The sequence below is a fragment of the Pseudomonas canadensis genome (assembly GCF_030980095.1).
Lineage (GTDB): Bacteria > Pseudomonadota > Gammaproteobacteria > Pseudomonadales > Pseudomonadaceae > Aquipseudomonas > Aquipseudomonas canadensis.
Map to the genome: position 1 here is coordinate 555,752 of NZ_CP133298.1, position 22,211 is coordinate 577,962.

General features: G+C 60.5%; 18 protein-coding genes and 2 tRNA genes. 16 read left to right on the forward strand and 4 right to left on the reverse strand.

What is annotated here, in order from left to right; all coding sequences use genetic code 11:
• Positions 1–10 precede the first annotated feature (10 nt).
• The 10 genes from RB216_RS02455 (at position 11) to RB216_RS02500 (ending at position 13,026) form a co-directional block, all read left to right on the forward strand.
• Positions 11–1,432: an N-acetylmuramoyl-L-alanine amidase gene (locus tag RB216_RS02455; RefSeq protein ID WP_028615511.1), complete on the forward strand. Its 1,422-nt coding sequence runs from the start codon at positions 11–13 to the stop codon at positions 1,430–1,432.
• Entirely contained in the window at positions 1,432–3,348 is a 1,917-nt protein-coding gene (gene mutL / locus RB216_RS02460) for a DNA mismatch repair endonuclease MutL (protein ID WP_032864089.1), read from the forward strand. The genes RB216_RS02455 and mutL overlap by 1 nt, the downstream gene beginning before the upstream one ends.
• Complete coding sequence (gene miaA, locus RB216_RS02465; protein ID WP_028615513.1) at positions 3,348–4,319, forward strand: tRNA (adenosine(37)-N6)-dimethylallyltransferase MiaA; 972 nt, start codon at positions 3,348–3,350, stop codon at positions 4,317–4,319. Before mutL ends, miaA begins: the two co-directional genes overlap by 1 nt.
• A gap of 94 nt (positions 4,320–4,413) precedes the next feature.
• A complete protein-coding gene (gene hfq / locus RB216_RS02470; RefSeq protein ID WP_028615514.1) occupies positions 4,414–4,674 on the forward strand; it encodes an RNA chaperone Hfq in 261 nt (86 codons plus the stop codon).
• A 12-nt stretch (positions 4,675–4,686) separates the two neighbouring features.
• A complete protein-coding gene (gene hflX / locus RB216_RS02475) occupies positions 4,687–5,988 on the forward strand; it encodes a ribosome rescue GTPase HflX (protein WP_016976905.1) in 1,302 nt (433 codons plus the stop codon).
• Between the two features lie 96 nt (positions 5,989–6,084).
• Positions 6,085–7,260 (forward strand): FtsH protease activity modulator HflK, encoded by a 1,176-nt coding sequence (hflK, locus tag RB216_RS02480; protein WP_028615515.1) that lies wholly within the window; start codon positions 6,085–6,087, stop codon positions 7,258–7,260.
• The gene (gene hflC / locus RB216_RS02485) at positions 7,260–8,126 is read left to right on the forward strand and encodes a protease modulator HflC (RefSeq protein WP_010213607.1); all 867 of its coding nucleotides are present in this window, start codon (positions 7,260–7,262) and stop codon (positions 8,124–8,126) included. Before hflK ends, hflC begins: the two co-directional genes overlap by 1 nt.
• 294 nt (positions 8,127–8,420) lie before the next feature.
• Complete coding sequence (locus RB216_RS02490) at positions 8,421–9,608, forward strand: ATP phosphoribosyltransferase regulatory subunit (protein WP_028615516.1); 1,188 nt, start codon at positions 8,421–8,423, stop codon at positions 9,606–9,608.
• Positions 9,609–9,662: 54 nt separating this feature from the next.
• Entirely contained in the window at positions 9,663–10,952 is a 1,290-nt protein-coding gene (locus RB216_RS02495) for an adenylosuccinate synthase (RefSeq protein ID WP_003217505.1), read from the forward strand.
• A gap of 139 nt (positions 10,953–11,091) precedes the next feature.
• Positions 11,092–13,026, forward strand: coding sequence for a methyl-accepting chemotaxis protein (locus RB216_RS02500; RefSeq protein WP_028615518.1), 1,935 nt, complete (start codon positions 11,092–11,094; stop codon positions 13,024–13,026).
• A gap of 77 nt (positions 13,027–13,103) precedes the next feature.
• Here the strand turns inward: RB216_RS02500 and RB216_RS02505 are convergent, their stop codons facing one another.
• From RB216_RS02505 to RB216_RS02520, 4 genes are all read right to left on the reverse strand, one after another.
• Entirely contained in the window at positions 13,104–14,669 is a 1,566-nt protein-coding gene (locus tag RB216_RS02505) for an ABC transporter permease (protein WP_028615519.1), read from the reverse strand.
• The gene (locus RB216_RS02510; RefSeq protein ID WP_016976911.1) at positions 14,669–15,694 is read right to left on the reverse strand and encodes an extracellular solute-binding protein; all 1,026 of its coding nucleotides are present in this window, start codon (positions 15,692–15,694) and stop codon (positions 14,669–14,671) included. The genes RB216_RS02505 and RB216_RS02510 overlap by 1 nt, the downstream gene beginning before the upstream one ends.
• Positions 15,695–15,852: 158 nt before the next feature.
• A tRNA-Leu gene (locus RB216_RS02515) sits at positions 15,853–15,939 on the reverse strand.
• Between the two features lie 152 nt (positions 15,940–16,091).
• Positions 16,092–16,178: transfer RNA gene (locus RB216_RS02520), tRNA-Leu, on the reverse strand.
• Between the two features lie 225 nt (positions 16,179–16,403).
• Here RB216_RS02520 and rnr point away from each other — a divergent pair.
• The 6 genes from rnr (at position 16,404) to rplI (ending at position 22,131) form a co-directional block, all read left to right on the forward strand.
• On the forward strand, positions 16,404–19,031 hold the full coding sequence (gene rnr / locus RB216_RS02525) for a ribonuclease R (protein ID WP_308908279.1): 2,628 nt from the start codon (positions 16,404–16,406) through the stop codon (positions 19,029–19,031).
• A complete protein-coding gene (gene rlmB, locus RB216_RS02530) occupies positions 19,028–19,783 on the forward strand; it encodes a 23S rRNA (guanosine(2251)-2'-O)-methyltransferase RlmB (protein ID WP_005784248.1) in 756 nt (251 codons plus the stop codon). The genes rnr and rlmB overlap by 4 nt, the downstream gene beginning before the upstream one ends.
• A 271-nt stretch (positions 19,784–20,054) precedes the next feature.
• A complete protein-coding gene (rpsF, locus tag RB216_RS02535) occupies positions 20,055–20,477 on the forward strand; it encodes a 30S ribosomal protein S6 (protein WP_003236224.1) in 423 nt (140 codons plus the stop codon).
• Between the two features lie 28 nt (positions 20,478–20,505).
• A complete protein-coding gene (gene rpsR, locus RB216_RS02540) occupies positions 20,506–20,736 on the forward strand; it encodes a 30S ribosomal protein S18 (protein ID WP_002551829.1) in 231 nt (76 codons plus the stop codon).
• 36 nt (positions 20,737–20,772) lie between these two features.
• A complete protein-coding gene (locus RB216_RS02545; protein ID WP_028615521.1) occupies positions 20,773–21,666 on the forward strand; it encodes a YybS family protein in 894 nt (297 codons plus the stop codon).
• Between the two features lie 18 nt (positions 21,667–21,684).
• Complete coding sequence (rplI, locus tag RB216_RS02550) at positions 21,685–22,131, forward strand: 50S ribosomal protein L9 (RefSeq protein ID WP_016976915.1); 447 nt, start codon at positions 21,685–21,687, stop codon at positions 22,129–22,131.
• Positions 22,132–22,211 lie beyond the last annotated feature (80 nt).

The following is a 22,211-nucleotide window of genomic DNA, read 5'->3' on the forward strand; positions in this document are numbered from 1 at the left end:
GGGGTTAGGTATGCGCTTTCGCGCGTTGGTTGCTGTCGTGGGGGTGTTGCTTGCGGCAATGACTGTCAATGCTCTGGCTGCTTCACAGGTGAAAAGTGTTCGCCTGTGGCGAGCGCCGGATAACACGCGACTGGTGTTCGACCTGTCTGGCCCGGTCCAGCACAGTGTCTTTACCTTGACGTCGCCTGATCGCCTGGTGATTGACATCAACGGTGCGACCCTGGCCGCGCCGTTGAAAGTGTCCACCGCCAACACCCCGATTACCGCCATGCGCTCGGCGCAGCGTACGCCGACTGACCTGCGTGTGGTGATCGACCTGAAAAAGGTCGTGACCCCAAAAAGCTTCTCCCTGGCGCCCAACGCCCAGTACGGCAACCGACTGGTGGTCGACCTGTTCGACAACGCCGCCGATGCCAACCCGCCGCCTGCACCGCCTCCAAGCGTCGCGACGGTGCCGGCGGTGCCGGTCAACCCGTCGCAACCGCAGGTCAAGCTGCCTCCGCCGCCACCGGCTCCGGCCGGCAAGCGTGACATCATCGTAGTGATCGACGCTGGTCACGGCGGTGAAGACCCGGGCGCCTCCGGCTCACGCGGCCAGCATGAAAAAGACGTGGTACTGGCGATCGCCCGTGAACTGCAGCGCCAGATCAGCGCGATGAAAGGTTATCGCGCTGAGCTGACCCGTACCGGCGACTACTTCATTCCGTTGCGTGGCCGTACCGAAATCGCCCGTAAGAAGGGCGCCGACCTGTTCGTCTCGATCCATGCCGACGCCGCGCCTTCTACTGCGGCCTTCGGTGCCTCGGTGTTCGCTCTGTCGGATCGCGGCGCGACGTCCGAAACCGCGCGCTGGCTGGCCGACAGTGAAAACCGTTCTGACTTGATCGGCGGGGCCGGCAACGTCTCCCTCGATGACAAGGACAAAATGCTCGCCGGCGTGCTGCTCGACTTGTCGATGACCGCTTCGCTGACGTCCAGCTTGAACGTCGGTCAGAAAGTCCTCAGCAATATCGGCCGTGTTACCTCGCTGCACAAACAGCGCGTGGAACAAGCAGGATTCATGGTGTTGAAGTCGCCGGATATTCCGTCGATCCTGGTAGAAACCGGGTTTATCTCCAACTCCAATGAAGCCTCGAAGCTGGCCAGTGCCAGCCACCAGCAAGCGCTGGCGCGTTCCATCAGTGCCGGTGTGCGCCAGTTCTTCCAGCAGAATCCGCCACCGGGCACCTACATCGCCTGGCTGCGCGACTCCGGGAAAATCGCCCAGGGCCCGCGCGACCATCGCGTACAGCCCGGCGACACCCTGGCCATGCTGGCTGTGCGTTTCCAGGTGTCGGCCGCTACCTTGCGCAGCGCCAACAACCTGAAGACCGATGAATTGAAAGTCGGCCAGGTGCTGACCATCCCTGGCACCGAATTGGCGGCGCAGTAATGAGCGACTCGATCCTGGATAACGGCTCACGCATCGAACTGCTCAGCCCGCGCCTTGCCAACCAGATTGCGGCGGGCGAGGTTGTGGAACGTCCGGCATCGGTGATCAAGGAGCTGCTGGAAAACAGCATCGACTCCGGCGCCAAGCGCATTGATGTCGACGTGGAGCAGGGTGGCGTCAAGCTGCTGCGCGTGCGTGACGATGGTAGCGGTATCTCGTCCGACGATCTGCCGCTGGCCCTGGCCCGTCACGCCACCAGCAAGATTCGCGACCTGGAAGACCTTGAGCGGGTGATGAGCCTGGGCTTTCGTGGTGAGGCCCTGGCGTCCATCAGTTCTGTGGCGCGCTTGACCCTGACGTCCCGTACCCGCAGCGCCGAGCAGGCCTGGCAAGTTGAAACCGAAGGTCGCGACATGGCGCCTCGGGTCCAGCCGGCAGCCCATCCCGTCGGTACGTCGGTGGAAGTGCGCGACCTGTTCTTCAACACCCCGGCGCGGCGTAAATTCCTCAAGGCTGAGAAAACCGAATTCGATCACCTGCAGGAAGTCATCAAGCGCTTGGCTTTGGCTCGCTTCGATGTGGCGTTCCACCTGCGGCATAACGGCAAGACCATCCTCAGCCTGCACGAAGCCCACGATGACGCCGCGCGCGCTCGCCGTGTGTCGGCGATTTGCGGGCCGGGTTTCCTTGAGCAGGCGCTGCCGATTGAAATCGAGCGCAATGGATTGCGCCTGTGGGGGTGGGTCGGTTTGCCGACCTTCTCCCGCAGCCAGGCGGACTTGCAGTATTTCTTTGTGAATGGTCGTGCGGTGCGCGACAAGCTGGTGGCCCACGCGGTGCGCCAGGCCTATCGCGACGTGCTGTTCAACGGGCGTCATCCGACGTTTGTGCTGTTCTTCGAGGTCGACCCGTCGGTGGTAGACGTCAACGTGCACCCGACCAAGCACGAAGTACGCTTCCGCGATGGGCGCATGGTGCATGACTTCCTCTATGGCACCTTGCACCGCACGCTGGGTGATGTACGTCCGGATGATCAGCTGTCCGCGCCGATTGTGACGGCCGTGGTCCGCCCGAGTGGCCCGCAAGCCGGTGAGTTCGGCCCTCAGGGCGAAATGAGCCTGGCGGCCAACCTGCTGCAATCGCCGCAGTCGCAACCTGCCTATACCGCGCCGAATGCTGGCGCCGGCTCGGGTTATCAATACCAATATACGCCGCGCCCTCAATCGGCAGTGCCGGTGGCTGAGGCCCAGGCGGCTTACCGCGAGTTTTTCGCGCCGCTGCCAGGTGCCGAACCGGGCACGCCTGTGGCCTTGCCGGAAGGCGGTGGAGATATCCCGCCGCTGGGCTACGCGTTGGCGCAGCTGAAGGGCATCTACATTCTGGCGGAAAACGCCCATGGCCTGGTGCTGGTGGACATGCACGCCGCCCACGAGCGGATCATGTACGAACGCCTCAAGATCGCCATGGCCAGCGAAGGTCTCAGCGGCCAGCCGCTGCTGGTGCCGGAGTCCCTGGCCGTCAGTCAGCGTGAGGCCGATTGTGCCGAAGAACACCACGGCGTGTTCCAGAAGCTGGGCTTTGAATTGCAGCGCCTGGGCCCGGAAACCCTGGCCATCCGCCAGATTCCTGCGTTGCTCAAACAGGCCGAGGCCAACCGCCTGGTCGCTGACGTGCTGGCGGACCTGATGGAATACGGCACCAGTGACCGCATTCAGGCGCACATCAACGAATTGCTCGGCACCATGGCCTGCCACGGCGCCATCCGCGCCAATCGTCGCCTGGCCCTGCCGGAAATGAACGGCCTGCTGCGCGACATGGAAAACACCGAACGCAGCGGGCAATGCAACCATGGCCGACCGACTTGGACCCAAATGGGCCTGGACGATCTGGACAAACTGTTCTTGCGCGGCCGTTGATGAGTGCCTTGCCCCCCGCGATCTTTCTGATGGGCCCCACGGCCGCCGGCAAGACCGACCTGGCCATCGAGCTGACCAAAGTGCTGCCGTGCGAGCTGATCAGTGTCGACTCTGCCCTGGTTTACCGGGACATGGACATCGGCACCGCCAAGCCTTCCAAAGAGCTGTTGGCCCAATACCCGCATAAGCTGATCGACATCATCGATCCGTCGCAGAGCTATTCGGCCGCGGATTTTCGCAGCGACGCCCTGGCGGCCATGGCCGACATCACCGCACGGGGCAATATTCCGCTGCTGGTGGGCGGTACGATGCTCTATTACAAGGCTTTGCAGGAAGGACTGGCGGATATGCCGCCGGCCGACGCCCAAGTGCGCGCCGAGCTGGAAGAAGAGGCTGCACGCCTTGGCTGGCAAGCCTTGCACGACCAGTTGGCCGCCGTGGACCCGGTGTCCGCTGCGCGCATTCACCCCAATGACCCCCAGCGCCTCACTCGCGCTCTGGAAGTCTGGCGTGTCAGCGGGCAGACCATGACTGAACACCGGCTGAAACAAAGTGCGCAAAGTGCTGACGCAGGCGCATCTGGCGCGTCACAATTGCCCTATACTGTGGCGAATCTGGCCATCGCTCCGGCAAATCGCCAGGTGCTGCATGATCGAATTGCACAAAGATTCACAATTATGTTGGAACAGGGGTTTGTGGACGAGGTCGTAGCTCTGCGTTCCAGAGGTGACCTGCATCCAGGGTTACCTTCGATACGTGCCGTAGGCTACCGCCAAGTCTGGGATCATCTGGATGGCAAGCTGACGTCAGCCGAAATGCAGGAGCGCGGCATCATTGCCACGCGCCAATTGGCGAAACGCCAGTTCACCTGGTTGCGCAGCTGGAGCGATTTGCACTGGCTGGACAGCCTGGACAGCGACAATCTGTCACGCGCCTTGAAATACTTGGGAACGGTCTCCATATTGAGCTGAGTCCTTGCAATTGCCGTCTATCCTTGGGGGTGTGACGGCCATAAGCTATCTATTTTCCGATTTTTTATTATTGATCCTTAAAGGAGTGCGGCACATGTCAAAAGGGCATTCGCTACAAGACCCTTACTTGAATACTTTACGTAAAGAGAAAGTGGGGGTTTCCATCTATCTGGTCAACGGTATCAAGCTGCAAGGCACGATCGAGTCGTTCGACCAGTTCGTGATCCTGCTGAAAAACACCGTCAGCCAGATGGTCTACAAGCACGCTATCTCGACAGTCGTCCCTGTTCGTCCAATCCGTCTGCCTAGCGCAGCAGGTGATGATGCAGTTGACGCTGAGCCAGGTAACGCCTGATAGGAGTCTCCTTTGTTCTTTGAGCGCCACGGTGGTGGTGAGCGAGTAATCCTCGTTCACTTGGATGGACAGGACCCTGAGGCGCGCGAAGATCCGCAGGAGTTTCAGGAGTTGGCAAATTCGGCCGGCGCCGAGACCGTTGCGTTTTTTAACGTACCGCGTCATCGGCCAACCGCCAAATTCCTGATTGGCAGCGGCAAGGTCGAGGAACTGCGCGACCTGGTGCACGCCGAAGAAGCCGATCTGGTGATCTTCAATCACGTCCTCACGCCCAGTCAGGAACGTAACCTCGAACGTGTCTTCGAGTGTCGCGTGATCGACCGTACCGGTCTGATTCTCGATATCTTCGCCCAACGCGCCCGTACCCATGAGGGCAAGCTCCAGGTTGAACTGGCCCAGCTTGACCACATGAGCACCCGCTTGGTCCGCGGCTGGACTCACCTTGAGCGTCAAGGTGGCGGCATCGGCATGCGCGGTCCGGGTGAAACCCAGCTCGAAACCGACCGACGCCTGTTGCGGGTTCGCCTGCGCCAGATCAAGGGTCGTCTCGAGAAGGTACGCAGCCAGCGTGAGCAATCGCGCCGTGGGCGTACCCGCGCGGATATCCCGACCGTGTCCCTGGTGGGCTATACCAACGCCGGCAAATCCACACTCTTCAATAATGTGACGAAATCGGACGTGTACGCGGCCGACCAACTGTTCGCCACCCTCGACCCGACCTTGCGTCGTCTGGATCTGGACGACCTGGGGCCGATTGTCCTGGCCGACACCGTGGGTTTCATTCGTCATTTGCCGCACAAGCTGGTCGAGGCATTTCGGTCTACGCTCGAAGAGTCGAGCAATTCCGACCTGCTGCTGCACGTGATCGATGCGGCCGAACCGGATCGCATGTTGCAGATTGAACAGGTGATGCTGGTGCTGGGCGAGATTGGTGCCCAGGACTTGCCGATCCTCGAGGTCTATAACAAACTCGATTTGCTTGAAGGCGTTGAGCCACAAATCCAGCGCGATGAGAACGGCAAGCCCCAGCGGGTCTGGCTGTCGGCACGTGATGGCAGTGGCCTTGAGTTGCTTGAACAGGCCATTGCCGAGTTGCTCGGCGGCGATTTGTTCGTTGGTACCTTGCGCTTGCCTCAGCGTTTTGCTCGACTGCGTGCACAGTTTTTCGAGTTGGGCGCGGTACAGAAAGAAGAACACGACGAAGAAGGTGTCAGCTTGCTGGCCGTTCGATTGCCGCGCTCGGAGCTGAATCGGCTGGTCAGCCGTGAGGGCGTTGTACCGACAGAGTTCATCGAACAACACACTTTGCAATAAAAGCCTCCTAAAGCGGTTGTGCCGCAGTGGCAGGCATTCTGTAGCATTGGTCGGCGCGCCGTGGGTGCGTCTTTGCTTTATCAGATGGAGAGCGCTATGGCTTGGAATGAGCCGGGTGGCAACTCGAATAATCAGGATCCTTGGGGTGGTAAACGCCGCAATAATGGCGACCGCAAGGGGCCACCAGATCTCGACGAGGCCTTCCGAAAGCTGCAGGAAAGCCTGAATGGGTTGTTCGGTGGTGGAAAAAAACGGGGTGGTGACGACGGCGGTCGCACAAGCAAGGGCGGCGGCTATGGCCTGCTGGGCCTGGGTCTTGTCGTGCTGGCGGCCGTATGGCTGTACAGCGCCGTGTACGTGGTGGACGAGCAGGAGCAGGCCGTGGTGCTGCGCTTCGGCAAGTACTACGAGACTGTCGGCCCTGGCCTGAACATCTATTTCCCGCCGATCGACAAGAAGTACATGGAAAACGTCACGCGTGAGCGTGCCTACACCAAGCAGGGCCAGATGCTGACCGAAGACGAGAACATCGTCGAAGTGCCGCTGACCGTGCAGTACAAGATCAGCAACCTGCAGGACTTCGTGCTGAACGTTGATCAGCCGGAAATCAGCCTGCAACACGCTACCGAAAGTGCCCTGCGCCATGTCGTCGGTTCGACCGCGATGGACCAGGTGCTGACCGAAGGTCGTGAATTGATGGCCAGCGAGATCAAGGAGCGCCTGCAACGGTTCCTCGATACCTATCGCACCGGTATTACCGTCACCCAGGTCAACGTACAGAGCGCAGCTGCACCGCGCGAAGTGCAGGAAGCCTTCGATGACGTGATCCGTGCCCGTGAAGACGAGCAGCGTTCGCGCAACCAGGCTGAAACCTACGCCAACGGTGTCGTACCGGAAGCCCGTGGTCAGGCCCAGCGTATCCTCGAGGATGCCAACGGTTACCGCGACGAAGTGGTCTCTCGCGCCAAGGGTGAGGCGGATCGCTTTACCAAGCTGGTCGCCGAGTACCGCAAGGCGCCGGAAGTCACGCGTGAGCGTCTGTACCTGGACACCATGCAGGAAGTCTTCAGCAACACCAGCAAGGTTCTCGTGACCGGCAGCAAAGGTGGGCAGAACAACCTGCTGTACCTGCCGCTGGACAAGATGATCGAAGGTGGTCGTAGCAGCACCAGTGCACCGTCCACCGGTTCCAATGCCGCTGCCAACGAAGCGAGCGCCCGTGCGGCCGCCGACTTGCTGCAACAGCAAACACGTACCAGGGAGAGTCGTTGATGAGCAATAAATCGCTGACCGCCCTGATTGTGGGCGTCGTCGTGGTCATCGCTGCCTGGAACTGCTTCTACATCGTGGCTCAGACCGAGCGTGCGGTGCTGCTGCAATTCGGTCGCGTGGTCCAGGCAGATGTCCAGCCGGGCCTGCATGTGAAAGTCCCCTACGTCAACCAGGTGCGCAAGTTCGACGCCCGCCTGATGACCCTGGATGCACCGACACAGCGCTTCCTGACCCTGGAAAAGAAAGCCGTGATGGTTGACGCCTACGCCAAGTGGCGCGTCAAGGATGCCGAGCGCTTCTACACCGCGACCTCCGGCCTCAAGCAGATTGCCGACGAGCGCTTGTCGCGCCGTCTGGAGTCGGGTCTGCGTGACCAGTTTGGTAAGCGCACCCTGCATGAGGTGGTATCCGGTGAGCGCGACGCGCTGATGGCTGACATCACGCGTTCGTTGAATACGATGGCGGAAAAAGAGCTGGGCATCGAAGTGGTTGATGTCCGGGTCAAGGCGATCGACCTGCCGAAGGAAGTGAACCGCAGCGTGTTCGAGCGTATGAGCACCGAGCGTGAGCGTGAAGCCCGTGAGCACCGCGCCAAGGGTAACGAGCTGGCAGAAGGTATCCGTGCGGATGCCGACCGTCAGCGCCGTGTACTGTTGGCCGAAGCTTATCGCGAGTCTGAAGAGGCCCGTGGTGATGGCGATGCTCAAGCTGCGGCGATCTACGCCAAGGCCTACGGCCAGGACCAGGAGTTCTACGCGTTCTACCGTAGCCTGCGCGCCTACCGTGAAAGCTTCGCGAACAAAACCGACGTCATGGTGTTGGACCCAAGCAGCGACTTCTTCCGCTACCTGGAAAAGTCCAAGTAACCGGCCTGTGATTCTGTAGGTTTCACTCCCGTCGGGCGGCTAAAACGCCTGGCGGGGTGATCCTTTCAGAAAACGGGTGTATGATGCGGCAGCCGGGAAATTCCCGGCTTTTTTGCGTCTGCATGTTTGATTCGGCAGGCGTGACAGGTTTTTCGAGGAAAGTGCCCGACGAGGCCGATTACAGGCCGTTCGTCACGTCGCTCTTGCGCGTGGTTTATGCAGGGGGCGGGTGTTTTCTGCTTCACTCAAGGCTCGGCCGAGGGCTGGCCGCCCGGATCAAAGGGGAATGGCGTAATGGCAACGGTAGACCGCTGGCTGCTGCCAGATGGCATCGAAGAAGTACTGCCACCAGAAGCTGCGCGCATTGAAGTAGCGCGCCGCCAGGTGTTGGATCTGTTCCAGAGCTGGGGTTACGAGTTTGTCGTGACCCCCCATATCGAGTACCTGGAATCGCTGCTGACCGGCGCGGGCCAGGACCTGGATCTGCGCACCTTCAAGGTCATCGACCCGCAATCGGGCCGGCAAATGGGTTTCCGTGCCGACATCACGCCGCAAGTGGCGCGCATCGATGCGCACACCCTGCGCCGAGAAGGTCCGAGCCGCCTGTGCTACGCCGGCAGTGTGCTGCATGCACAGCCGCGTGCCTTGTCGTCGTCCCGTAGCCCGATTCAACTGGGCGCTGAGTTGTACGGCGATGCCAGCCCGAGCAGCGACGTTGAAGTGATCAGCTTGATGCTGGCCATGCTGCAACTGGCCGACGTGCCGGATGTCCACATGGACCTGGGTCACGTCGGTATCTACCGTGGCCTGGCCCGTGCGGCCGGTTTGTCCGGTGAAGTGGAACAACAGCTGTTCGATGCCCTGCAACGCAAGGCCATCGATGAAGTGATTGCCCTGACGGCGGGTGTGCCTGCCGATCTGGCTGACATGCTGCGTGCACTGGTCGACCTGTGCGGCGGCCGTGAAGTGCTGGTGGCTGCCCGTGAGCGCCTGGCCAAGGCGCCGGCGCCGGTGCTGGCTGCACTGGACGACGTGCTGGCGATTGCCGAGCAGTTGTCGGCGCGCTTCCCGGAGCTGCCGCTGTACTTTGACCTGGGTGAGTTGCGCGGCTACCACTACCACACCGGTGTGGTGTTCGCTGTATTTGTACCGGGTGTTGGCCAAGCCATCGCCCAGGGTGGTCGTTATGACGATATCGGCGCCGACTTTGGTCGTGCGCGTCCGGCCACTGGTTTCTCCACCGATTTGAAAACCCTGGTGACCCTGGGGCGTGCTGAGGTCGAGCTACCGTCTGGTGGCATTTGGATGCCCGACAGTACGGACGCAGCACTCTGGCAGCAGGTTTGCCAGTTGCGCAGTGAGGGTCAGCGTGTCGTCCAGGCTTTGCCTGGGCAGCCATTGGCCGCCGCCCGTGATGCGGACTGCGACCGGCAATTGATTCTGCAGAACGGGCTTTGGCAAGTATCGCCACTGGCTTCTTGAGTTTTCCTGCCGGCCATCGCCGGCACCAAGTTTGCGCGAATGAGGACAAGTGTTATGGGTAAGAATGTCGTAGTCCTGGGCACCCAATGGGGTGATGAGGGCAAAGGCAAGATCGTTGATCTGCTGACCGAACATGCTGCCGCCGTAGTGCGCTACCAAGGTGGCCACAACGCTGGCCACACCCTGGTCATCGATGGCGAAAAAACCGTCTTGCACCTGATCCCATCGGGCGTGCTGCGCGAAGGCGTGCAGTGCCTGATCGGCAACGGCGTGGTGGTTGCACCTGACGCTTTGCTGCGTGAGATCACCAAGCTGGAAGAGAAAGGCGTACCGGTGCGCGAGCGCCTGCGTATCAGCCCGTCCTGCCCGCTGATCCTGTCGTTCCACGTTGCGCTGGACCAGGCCCGTGAAAAGGCCCGTGGCGAGCTGAAGATCGGCACCACCGGTCGTGGCATCGGCCCAGCCTACGAAGACAAGGTTGCACGTCGTGGCCTGCGTGTGGGCGACCTGCTCAACATGCCGCGCTTTGAAGACAAACTGCGTGAATTGGTGGATTACCACAACTTCATGCTGGTCGGTTACTACAAAGAGCCAGCCATCGAGTTCGAAAAGACCCTGGCCGAGTGCAAGGAATACGCTGAGCTGCTCAAGCCACTCATGCTGGACGTGACTGCCGAGCTGCACGACCTGCGTCGTGCCGGCAAAGACATCATGTTCGAAGGCGCCCAAGGCTCCCTGCTGGACATCGACCACGGCACCTATCCGTACGTGACCAGCTCCAACACCACCGCTGGCGGCGTTGCGACCGGTTCGGGCGTTGGCCCGATGTTCCTGGACTACATCCTGGGCATCACCAAGGCTTACACCACTCGCGTAGGTTCGGGTCCGTTCCCGACTGAACTGTTCGACGACGTCGGCGCTCACCTGGCCAAGCAAGGTCACGAATTCGGCGCGACCACCGGCCGTGCTCGTCGTTGCGGCTGGTTCGACGCCGTCATCCTGCGTCGCGCTATCGATGTGAACAGCATCTCGGGTATCTGCCTGACCAAGCTGGACGTACTCGACGGCCTGGAAACCATCAATATCTGCATCGGCTACAAAGATGCCGAAGGCAAGGACGTTGCTCCGACCGACGCCGACAGCTACGTAGGTCTGCAGCCAGTGTACGAAGAAGTGCCGGGCTGGACCGAATCGACCGTGGGCGCCAAGACCCTGGAAGAGCTGCCAGCTAACGCCCGTGCCTACATCAAGCGAGTTGAAGAGCTGATCGGTGCGCCGATCGACATTATTTCGACAGGTCCGGACCGCAACGAAACCATCGTTCTGCGTCACCCGTTCGCTTAATAAGCTGTTGATGTGAAAAGCAAAGGGCTCCTTCGGGAGCCCTTTGTCGTTTCTGTCGCCTGGGCGGCACGACCCTTGCTTTGGTTCTTTCTTTCGCGGTGCTATCAAATTAATGGCACCCGTGGTGGAGGGATTCCCGATGTCTGCCGTTCTCTCATTGTTACAAAGCCGTCTGTTGCGGCCGGTGTTCGTTACCCTAGGTATCGCCCTTTTGGTGCAAGTGCTGGTTGCCGTCGCCCTGACGCGAAGCACCGTCACAGCGTTGGAAGCTGATTTGGGTAATCGCCTGGGTATCGACAGCCAGAAACTGTCGGGTGAATTGGCCCAGGCCGGTAAAGAAGTCACGTCCAGCCTGGACAGCTTGTCGACGAGTACCCGTCAGCGTCTGACCGCGGGGCTTTCAACCCGCCTGCAGGAAGAGCAGAAGCAACTGCGTGCGACCCTGGAAAAAGACCTGAAAGACTCCGCCAATGACATGGCGCAACTGCTGGCCTCGGTGGCGCCCCGCGCTATGTGGGACAGCGACGTGCCGACGCTGTCGGAGTTCGCCCGGCGTGCCCAGCGCAACCCCAACGTGCTGTTCGTGGTCTACGACGACGCGGCGGGTGAGCATCTGACCCGCTACCTCAACCGTGAAAACCCGATTAACCAGGCGCTGTTGGAAAAAGGCAAGGGTGACCGCGCCCTGGATAAAGTGTTGGATGCGGCGAAAGATGACCCTTCGGTGTTTTATGTTGAAGCGTCCATCAGCCCCAACGGCGTGGAGATCGGTAAGGTGCGCATGGGGGTTTCCACGACCGCAGTGGAGGCTGATCTGGCCGCGCTGGATAAGCGCTTCGCCGCACTGATCGCCAGCGGTGACCAGTTGGTGGGCGACAGCCTCAAGGGCGCAGCGGCCGATAGCGCTGCCGCCATGGGCGCGCGCCTGCAATCCGCGCAAGCCACCGCTACACAGATGACCGCCAACACCACCAGCGCCGTCCAGGACGCTGCCGGCACCTTGCGCTGGCGCATCGGCATGGGCCTGGCGCTGGTCGGTCTGGGCGTGTTGCTGTTGATCGCCATCGTGCTCGGGCGCCGCGTGGTCAATCGCCTGAAGCTGCTGATTGCGGCCATGGACGACTTGGCGGCGGGTGAGGGTGATCTCACCAAGCGTGTGCAAATCAGCAGCAAGGATGAAATCGGCGACATGGCTTCGGCGGTCAATCGCTTTGTGGATAAGTTGCAGCCCATCGTGCGCGAGGCGGGGGATGTAGCCCAGCGTACTGGCGTGGAAATCGGCGCCATGACCTTGCGCAATGCCGGTGCTGACGCTGCGGCCGGTTTACAGCGCGATGAAGTGGCCGAGAGCTTGCGCGCACTGTCGCAGATGGCCGACGAAGCGCAGGCTGAGAGCCATGCGATGCAGGCGGCGTTGCAGCAGGTGGTGGATATTCGCCAGGCCACGGATGAGAACTCGCGGACCTCGGCTGAGGTCGGCAGTTTGATCGAGGCGCTGGCGGGCCAAGTACAAGCGGGCTCCACGGTCATCGAGCGCCTGGCCCAGCAAAGCCAGCAGATCGAGGTGGTGCTGACCGTGATTCACGGCATCGCCGAGCAGACCAATCTGTTGGCGCTCAACGCGGCCATCGAGGCGGCGCGTGCTGGTGAGACCGGTCGCGGCTTTGCGGTGGTGGCGGATGAAGTGCGTGCGCTGGCCAGCAAGACGCAAAGCTCCACGGGCGATATTCAGGCGCATATCGTGGCGCTGCAGCAAGGCGCGCGGGAGGCGGTGGAAACCATCGGCAAGGCCGGGCGCCAGGCCAGTGAAGGTTTGCTGGTGTTGCGCGACAGCGTGCGCCTGCAACAGACGGTGCAGGCCTCGGTGGAGCAAGTGCATGCGGCGATTGGCTTGGCGACGCGCGCGGCTGAGCATCAGGCCCAGGGTGCCCATGCGGTGCGTGGGCGGGTCGAGGTAATCCATGCTCAGGCCGAACGTGCCGCCCAGGCGGTGGTTGAGACCACCGCCAGTGGCAAGGTGCTGGATGGGTTGGCGGCGCAGTTGAAGGCGAGCCTGGGGCAGTTCAGGGCTTAGTGGCCTCATCGCTGACAAGCCAGCTCCTGCAGGTTATGCGCAACCCTTGTAGGAGCCGGCTTGCCGGCGATGATGTCCTAGCGACTCAGATACATCCGAGTCGTGAGCAAATACACCGGCAACCCCGACACTAGAATCAACAGCGCCGCATAAGGCGCCGCCGCCGCAAACTCTACATTCGAGGTATGCGCCCACACCGCCGTCGCCAATGTATTCAACCCTGTCGGGCTAAGCAGCAACGTCGCGGTCAATTCCTTCATCGCATCCAGGAATACCAATGCAAATGCAGCGCCGAGCGCCGGGAAAATAATCGGTAAGGTGACCCGACAAAACGCACTGAACGACGAAGCCCCCAGCGTGCGCGCAGCTTCTTCAAGCTGCGGCGCTGCCTTGTTCAGCGCGGTGCGAATCGGCGCCTGAGCCAGCGGCAGAAACAACAGCGCGTAAGCAATCAACAACAACGCTGACGTCTGGTACAGCGCCGGCACGTAGTGCAGGGCGAAATACACCAGGGTCAGCGCAATCACCAAGCCGGGCAGTGCGTGCAGCAGGTACGGCAGGCGTTCGGCCCAGATTGCCAGTTGGCCTTTGTAGCGTACCACCAGCAGACCGACCGGCACCGCCAGCACCAGGCAAAGCGCGGCGCCTCCGAGGGACAGCGCGAGCGAGGACAGCAACGCTTCACCGATCTCTGCTACTGGGAAGGCAGCAGAAGATCCCACTGCCAACCAATAACCGAGCATTCCCAGCGGAATCCCGCTGCCGATGATCGCAAGCGCCAGGCAATAAACCTGACCCAATGGCGTCCACTTCCCCAGTCGAACCTGCTCCGCATGCCGCGCCGCGCCCTGGCCGATACGCACATGCCGGCCCTTGCCGCGCACGCGCAACTCCAGCCACAGCAATGTCAGGCACATCACCAGCAGCACTGCCGAGAGCATAGCGGCATTCGCGTTGCTGAACTCAAGCTCGAACTGTTGGTAGATCGCGGTGGTAAAGGTCTGCAAACCGATGATCGACAGCGCGCCAAACTCCACCAGCATATGCAGCGCAATCAACAATGCTCCGGCCAGCAGTGAAGGCCACAGCAGCGGCAAGGTGATGCGAAAGAACACGCCCCAGCGATTCAGTCCGAGGGTGCGGGCCGACTCTTCCAGGGACGGGTCAAGATTGCGCAGGGTCGCTGCCACCGGCAGAAACACCAGCGGGTATTTCGACAGGCTCATCACCAGGATGGCCCCGCCAAGCCCTTCGAAACTGGCGCTCAGCGATACCCAGGTAAAGCTGCTGACAAACGCCGGCACCGCAAACGGCAGGCACAGGATCACGCCCCAGATACGTCGTCCCGGCAGATTGCTGCGCTCCAGCAGCCAGGCCAGGGACAGGCCGATCACGCCACACGTCACCGTCACCCCGATCATCAGCGCCAAGGTATTGCGCAGCAACCCGAACACATATGGCCGCCACAGCAGGTGCACCGCCTCCGCCCAACCGGCTTGCCACGCCTTGAGCCCGACATAGGCCAGCGGCAGCAAGCTCAAGCCGACCAGCAACAGTACGGGCAGCAACAGCCAGATCGACGGGCGCTTGCGCCTTGGGCTGAAACCCCCGCGCAGGGCGGGGGCGGGTAGCGATGGGTTCATCAGTTCAAGCCAACATCGCGTTCCAGGTCCAGGGCTTCTTCGGCGTTGCCAAGGTCCGCAGGGGTGACTTTCGGCGGTTGCAGCTCGCTGAACGGCTTGAGACCACGGCTGGATTCCATGCCTTTACGCAGCGGGTATTCAGCCGAGGTGTTGGTGATGACGCGCTGGCCCTCTTCACTGGCCATGAACGCCAGCAGTTGCTGGGCTTCTTTCGGATGCTTGCTGGATTTCAGCGCCGCCGCCGAAGATACGGTGATCAAGCCACCGGCATCGCCATCGGTGAAGTAATGCAGTTGGGAGTCCAGGTTGGTTTTTTCTTTCTTCAGGGCGAACCAGTAGTAGTTGTTCACCAGCACGGTAGCCACTTCGCCATTTTCAACGGCTTTGAGGGCGACCATGTTGTTGCTGTAGACCTTGCCGAAGGCACGCAGGCCGGTCAGCCATTCTTCGGCGGCTTCACGCCCGTGCAGCTTGATGATCGCCACGGCCTGCTCCTGGAAGGCGCCGCTGGTAGGTACGAAGCCGACCTTGCCTTGCCATTCGGGGCCGGCAAAATCCAGCACCGATTTCGGCAGGTCTTTTTCCGCGATCAATTTCGGATTGAACGCCACGACGCGGGTGCGCGCAGTCACGCCCATCCAGTCGCCATTGGCGCCGACATAATCCTTGGGCAATACGTCGAGGGTGCTGGCGTCGATCTTGGCCAGCAGGCCTTGTTCGCCGAGTTTGTTCAATGGTGGCGATTCTTCGGTGTAGATCACGTCGGCAGGCGAGCGGTCGCCTTCTTCCACGACTTGGCTGGCGAGCTGGTTGCTGCTGCCTTTGCGCACGTTGACGTGAATACCGGTCTTGGCTTCGAAGGCCTTGGCCAGTTCATCGCCGACTTCTTTATGCTGGCCGTTGTACAGGGTCAGGGAAACCTTGTCGGCGGAGTAGGCGGTGGGCGAGAGCAGGGTCAGGCCGAGCAGAGTGATGGTCAGGCCGCGCAGAAGGGATGTCTTGAGATGGGTATCGCGGATCATCATCCGGGTTGTTCCTCACTTGTATGCAACAAATACTTACAAGGATAAACGATAAAGTTTCTCAGGTGCGGGCGAGGGGGCAAATCGCTGGGAAAGATTCAGGTCAGGTTTTTCAAACCCCGGAAACGAAAAAACCCGCTTTCGCGGGTTTGATCTGAATTTGGTGCCCAGGAGAAGACTCGAACTTCCACGACCTTGCGATCACCAGCACCTGAAGCTGGCGTGTCTACCAATTTCACCACCTGGGCATTATCAGCAGCGCTTGCGCTGTTGATGGGACGAACTATACGGAGGGCTTTTTGATCTGTAAACCCCTGATTAGAAAAAATAAATCAAGTTTTCCGTTAAAAATCAAAGGCCTGAAACGAAAAAACCCGCTTTCGCGGGTTTGATCTGAATTTGGTGCCCAGGAGAAGACTCGAACTTCCACGACCTTGCGATCACCAGCACCTGAAGCTGGCGTGTCTACCAATTTCACCACCTGGGCATTATCAGACAACGTTGCCGTCGTCGATGGCGCGCACTATACGGAGGGGATTTTAAGCTGTAAAGCCCTGCCATGAAAAAAGCCTGGAAAATTTCGCCAATGGTCGTGCAAGGTGTCCGCCGGGGGCTGCAAAGGGCTTTAAAAGGCTTGTTGGCGTCTGAAATTTCCCGTTTCAATACGCGTATGCCAAACTAACCCGCATATAGACAAGGTGAAAACTCTCTAATGGCCGATTGGCAGTCCCTCGATCCCGAGGCCGCTCGTGAAGCGGAAAAATATGAAAACCCTATTCCTAGCCGCGAACTGATCCTGGCGCACCTCGCTGATCGGGGTTCGCCTGCTAGCCGCGAGCAGTTGGTTGAAGAGTTCGGTCTGACCACCGAAGACCAACTCGAAGCCCTGCGCCGCCGTTTGCGTGCCATGGAGCGTGATGCTCAACTGATCTACACCCGCCGTGGCACTTACGCGCCTGTGGATAAGCTCGACCTGATCCTGGGCCGCATTGCCGGCCATCGTGACGGTTTCGGCTTCCTGATCCCGGACGACGGCAGCGATGACCTGTTCATGAGCCCGGCGCAAATGCGCCTGGTGTTCGATGGCGATCGTGCCCTGGCGCGCGTTTCCGGCCTGGACCGTCGCGGTCGCCGTGAAGGCGTGATCGTCGAAGTGGTGTCCCGTGCCCATGAGTCCATCGTCGGCCGTTACTTCGAAGAAGGCGGCATTGGCTTTGTCGTGCCGGATAACCCGAAGGTCCAGCAGGAAGTGCTGATCACCCCAGGCCGCAATGGCGCCGCCAAGGTCGGCCAGTTCGTCGAGGTGAAGATCACTCACTGGCCAACGGCGCGCTTCCAGCCCCAGGGCGATATCGTTGAAGTGGTCGGCAACTACATGGCGCCGGGCATGGAAATCGACGTTGCGTTGCGCACCTACGATATTCCTCACGTCTGGCCTGAAGCTGTGCTCAAAGAAGCCGGCAAGCTCAAGCCTGAAGTGGAAGAGAAAGACAAAGAAAAACGCATCGACCTGCGCCATCTGCCGTTCGTCACCATCGACGGCGAAGATGCCCGCGACTTCGACGATGCGGTCTACTGCGAAGCCAAGCCGGGCAAGCTGCGCCTGTTCTCCGGTGGCTGGAAGTTGTTCGTCGCGATTGCCGACGTATCCAGCTACGTGAAGATCGGTTCGGCCCTGGATAACGAGGCCCAAGTGCGCGGCAACTCCGTGTACTTCCCGGAGCGCGTGATCCCGATGCTGCCTGAGCAGCTGTCCAACGGCCTGTGCTCCCTGAACCCGAAAGTCGACCGTTTGGCCATGGTGTGCGAGATGACCATCTCGAAAACCGGCGAAATGACCGACTACCAGTTCTACGAAGCGGTGATCCACTCCCAGGCGCGCCTGACCTACAACAAGGTCAGCACTATCCTGGAAGCGCCGAAGACCAGCGAAGCCAAGGCCCTGCGTACTGAATACGCTGGCGTGGTGCCGCACCTCAAGCAGCTTTATGCGCTATACAAGGTGTTGCTGGGCGCTCGTCACGTGCGTGGCGCTATCGATTTTGAAACCCAGGAAACCCGGATTGTCTTTGGTTCCGAGCGCAAGATCGCTGCGATCACCCCGACCACGCGTAACGATGCGCACAAACTGATCGAGGAATGCATGCTGGCGGCCAACGTGGCCACCGCGGAATTCCTGAAGAAGCATGAGATTCCTGCGCTTTATCGCGTTCACGATGGCCCGCCGCCGGAGCGTCTGGAAAAACTGCGCGCCTTCCTCGGCGAGCTCGGCCTGTCCCTGCACAAAGGCAAGGACGGCCCGACGCCGAAGGACTATCAGGCGCTGCTCGCTAGCATCAAGGACCGTCCGGATTACCACGTGATCCAGACCGTCATGCTGCGCTCATTGAGCCAGGCGGTGTACAGCGCCGACAATCAGGGCCACTTCGGTCTGAATTACGAGGCTTACACCCACTTCACCTCGCCGATCCGTCGTTACCCGGACCTGCTCACGCACCGCGCAATCCGCAGCGTGATCCACTCCAAGCAGAACACCCCGCACGTCAAGCGCGCCGGTGCCATGACCATTCCGAAAGCACGGATCTATCCGTACGACGAAGCGGCCCTGGAACAGCTGGGCGAGCAGTGCTCCATGAGCGAGCGCCGTGCCGACGAAGCCACGCGCGACGTGGTGAACTGGCTCAAGTGCGAGTTCATGAAGGATCGCGTAGGCGAGACTTTCCCTGGCGTGATCACTGCCGTGACCGGTTTTGGCCTGTTTGTCGAACTGACCGACATCTACGTCGAAGGCCTGGTGCACGTCACCGCCTTGCCGGGTGACTACTACCACTTCGACCCTGTGCACCACCGCCTGGCGGGCGAGCGCACCGGTCGCAGCTTCCGTTTGGGCGATACCGTGGAAGTGCAGGTCATGCGCGTCGATCTCGACGAGCGCAAGATCGACTTCGGCATGTCCGACAAGCCAGCCGAATCGCCGGGCAGCCGTAAAAAACGTGGCAGCGAACCGACCGGCAAAGGCAAAGCCGCGCCTGCGAAAGCAGCGACCGCCGAGCCTGCGCCAGCCAAAACTGGCCGTCGCTCGACAACCAAGGAAAAGGCCCCTGATGCCTACCGCCCAAGCGACGCTGCGGCGAAAAACGCCGAGCTGCGCAAGAGCCGCGAGTTGAAGCAGCAGTTGCTCAACGAAGCCAAAAGCGGTGGTAAAGCGGCGTCTGGGGGAAAGTCCCACGGGGCGGAAAAGCCGTCGAGCAAACCAAGTAAACACCGTAAAGGCCCGCCAAAAGCGGGTTCGGGCCCTGCCAAGAGCGGCGGGTCGCGCAAACCTAAGGCCAAGTCATGAGTCTGGAAAAAATCTACGGCGTCCACGCCGTAGAAGCACTGCTGCGTCACCACCCGAAACGCGTCAAGCAAGTGTGGCTGGCCGAAGGCCGCAGCGAGCCGCGCGTACAGGCGCTGGTTGAACTGGCGACCCAAAACAAGGTTGCCATCGGCCAGGCCGAGCGTCGCGAAATGGACGTGTGGGTCGAAGGCGTGCACCAGGGCGTTGTCGCGGACGTCAGCCCGAGCCAGGTCTGGGGCGAAGCGATGCTCGACGAGCTGCTCGACCGTACCGAAGGTGCGCCGTTGCTGCTGGTGCTGGACGGCGTGACCGATCCGCACAACCTCGGCGCTTGCCTGCGTTCGGCTGACGCTGCCGGCGCGCTGGCGGTGATCGTGCCTAAAGATAAGTCCGCGACCTTGACGCCGGTCGTGCGTAAAGTCGCCTGTGGCGCGGCGGAAGTGATTCCGCTGGTGGCCGTGACCAACTTGGCGCGCACCCTGGAGAAACTCCAGCAGCGTGGTCTGTGGGTGGTGGGTACGGCAGGCGAGGCCGAGGTCAGCATTTATGACCAGGACCTCACCGGCCCGACCATCCTGATCATGGGCGCCGAAGGCAAAGGTATGCGTCGCCTGACCCGCGAACATTGCGATTACCTGGTACATCTGCCGATGGCCGGTAGCGTCAGCAGCCTCAACGTGTCGGTTGCCACCGGCGTGTGCCTGTTTGAAGCCCAGCGTCAGCGTGGCGCCAAGGCCAAGACCAAGAAGTAAACCTCTCGACTGTAGGAGCCGGCTTGCCGGCGATAGCGATCTTCCGGACGCCATCGCTGGCAAGCCGGCTCCTACAATTGGTTTGTGGTGTTTGGGAGGTTGTTCAAATAATCACCAATCACCTTGCACGCTTCCTCCCCCTTCTCTACAATTGCGCCCCTTGCCTTCCTGGCAGGCACCGATGTGCCTCCCTGCGGCAAGATCCATAAGTGTCATTCACTCCTTGTCTGACCGTTTTTGAGCGGCAGGCTACAACCCGTAAGGAGCATTCATGCGTCATTACGAAATCATCTTTTTGGTCCACCCGGATCAAAGCGAGCAAGTCGGCGGCATGGTTGAGCGTTACACCAAGCTGATCGAAGAAGACGGCGGCAAAATCCACCGTCTGGAAGATTGGGGCCGTCGTCAACTGGCCTACGCAATCAACAATGTTCACAAGGCTCACTACGTGATGCTGAACGTTGAGTGCACTGGCAAGGCCCTGGCCGAGCTGGAAGACAACTTCCGCTACAACGATGCTGTGATCCGTAACCTGGTCATCCGTCGCGAAGAAGCCGTTACCGGCCAATCCGAGATGCTCAAGGCTGAAGAAAACCGCAGTGAGCGCCGTGAGCGTCGCGACCGTCCTGAGCACGAAGGCGCTGATAGCGCTGATAGTGATGACAGCGACAACAGCGATAACGCTGACGAGTAATCCACGGACCTTTTAAGGAGCCTATCAAATGGCACGTTTCTTCCGTCGTCGTAAATTCTGCCGCTTCACCGCTGAAGACGTGAAAGAGATCGATTACAAAGATCTCAACACTCTGAAAGCCTACGTATCCGAGACCGGCAAAATCGTTCCAAGCCGTATCACCGGTACCAAAGCACGTTATCAGCGTCAGCTGGCCACCGCTATCAAGCGCGCCCGCTTCCTGGCCCTGCTGGCCTACACCGACAGCCACGGCCGCTGAGACCGGGCAGTCGACAAGTAGTAAGGGATTGAATGCATGCGCGCCTTAGCTGAGTTCATCATGCGCGGTCGTGTGCAGGCCACTCTGGTAGTGGCTGGATGTGCAGCATTGCCGTTGTTGTATTGGTTGGCTGCTGCCGCTGGATGCCTTGTGCTCCTGCGGCGCGGTTTGCAGGATGCCGTTGGCATCCTGGCCCTGGGAGTCGTAGCCGCCTTGATCTGGTGGTTGCAACTGGGCGAACCCAAAGTGCTTCTGGTGCTGCTGGGGTCGTCGAGCCTTGCGTTGGTTTTGCGCGCAAGTGAGTCCTGGGTCCGCACGCTGCTGGTCAGCGTGGCGTTGGGGTTGGTGTTTTCGGTGTTGATTGACGCGGCTTTCCGCCCGCAGATCGAGGCGCTGTCGCAAGAGATCGTCAAGATCCTGCCGATGGCCCTCGGGGAACTCTACCAACAGCTGTCGGTAGAAGAGCGAGCGCGACTGGCAACGCTGATTGCACCGGCCCTGATCGGCCTGATGGCGGTAATGATGCAGATCGTCAGTTTGCTGAGCCTGATGCTTGGGCGTTATTGGCAGGCGTTGTTGTACAACCCGGGTGGTTTTGGTCGCGAATTTCGCAGTATCAGAATCCCCGTGGGCCCGGCGATGTTGCTGCTGGCACTCATGGTGGTCGGACCGTACTTCGGTTCACAAGCCACCTTGCTGATGCTGTTTTGCAGCGTACCGCTGGTGTTTTCCGGACTGGCCCTGATTCATGGGCTGGTCGCGCAGAAGCGCCTGGCCAAGTTCTGGCTGGTGGGGATGTACGTAACGATGCTGGTGTTCATGCAACTGATCTATCCGTTACTCGTGGTTTTGGCCATTGTCGACGGCCTGATTGATTTTCGCGGTCGTCTGGCGCCGAAAGACGCCGATAACGCGAACGGTGAAGGTTAAAAGTTAGAGGATTTTCACATGCAACTGATCCTTCTGGAAAAAGTCGCCAACCTGGGCAACCTGGGCGACAAAGTGAACGTTAAGGCCGGTTACGGTCGTAACTACCTGCTGCCATACGGCAAAGCCACCGCTGCAACCGCTGCCAACCTGGCTGCGTTTGAAGAGCGTCGTGCTGAGCTGGAACAAGCAGCAGCAGACAAAAAAGCTTCGGCCGAAACTCGCGCTGCCCAACTGGCTGAGCTGGAAGTGACTATCACTGCCACCGCCGGTGACGAAGGCAAGCTGTTCGGTTCGATCGGCACCCACGACATCGCTGATGCACTGACCGCCTCCGGCGTTGAAGTGCAGAAGAGCGAAGTTCGTCTGCCGAACGGCACCATCCGTAACGTAGGTGAATTCGACGTAGCCGTGCACCTGCACGCCGAAGTTGAAGCCACCGTACGCGTTATCGTGGTAGCAGCTTAAGCAGCACCTAACTGACTGGCACCTCGCGTGTCAGCCAGTTAACATCGGGCACGATCCTGTTTACAGGTCGTGCCTTTTGT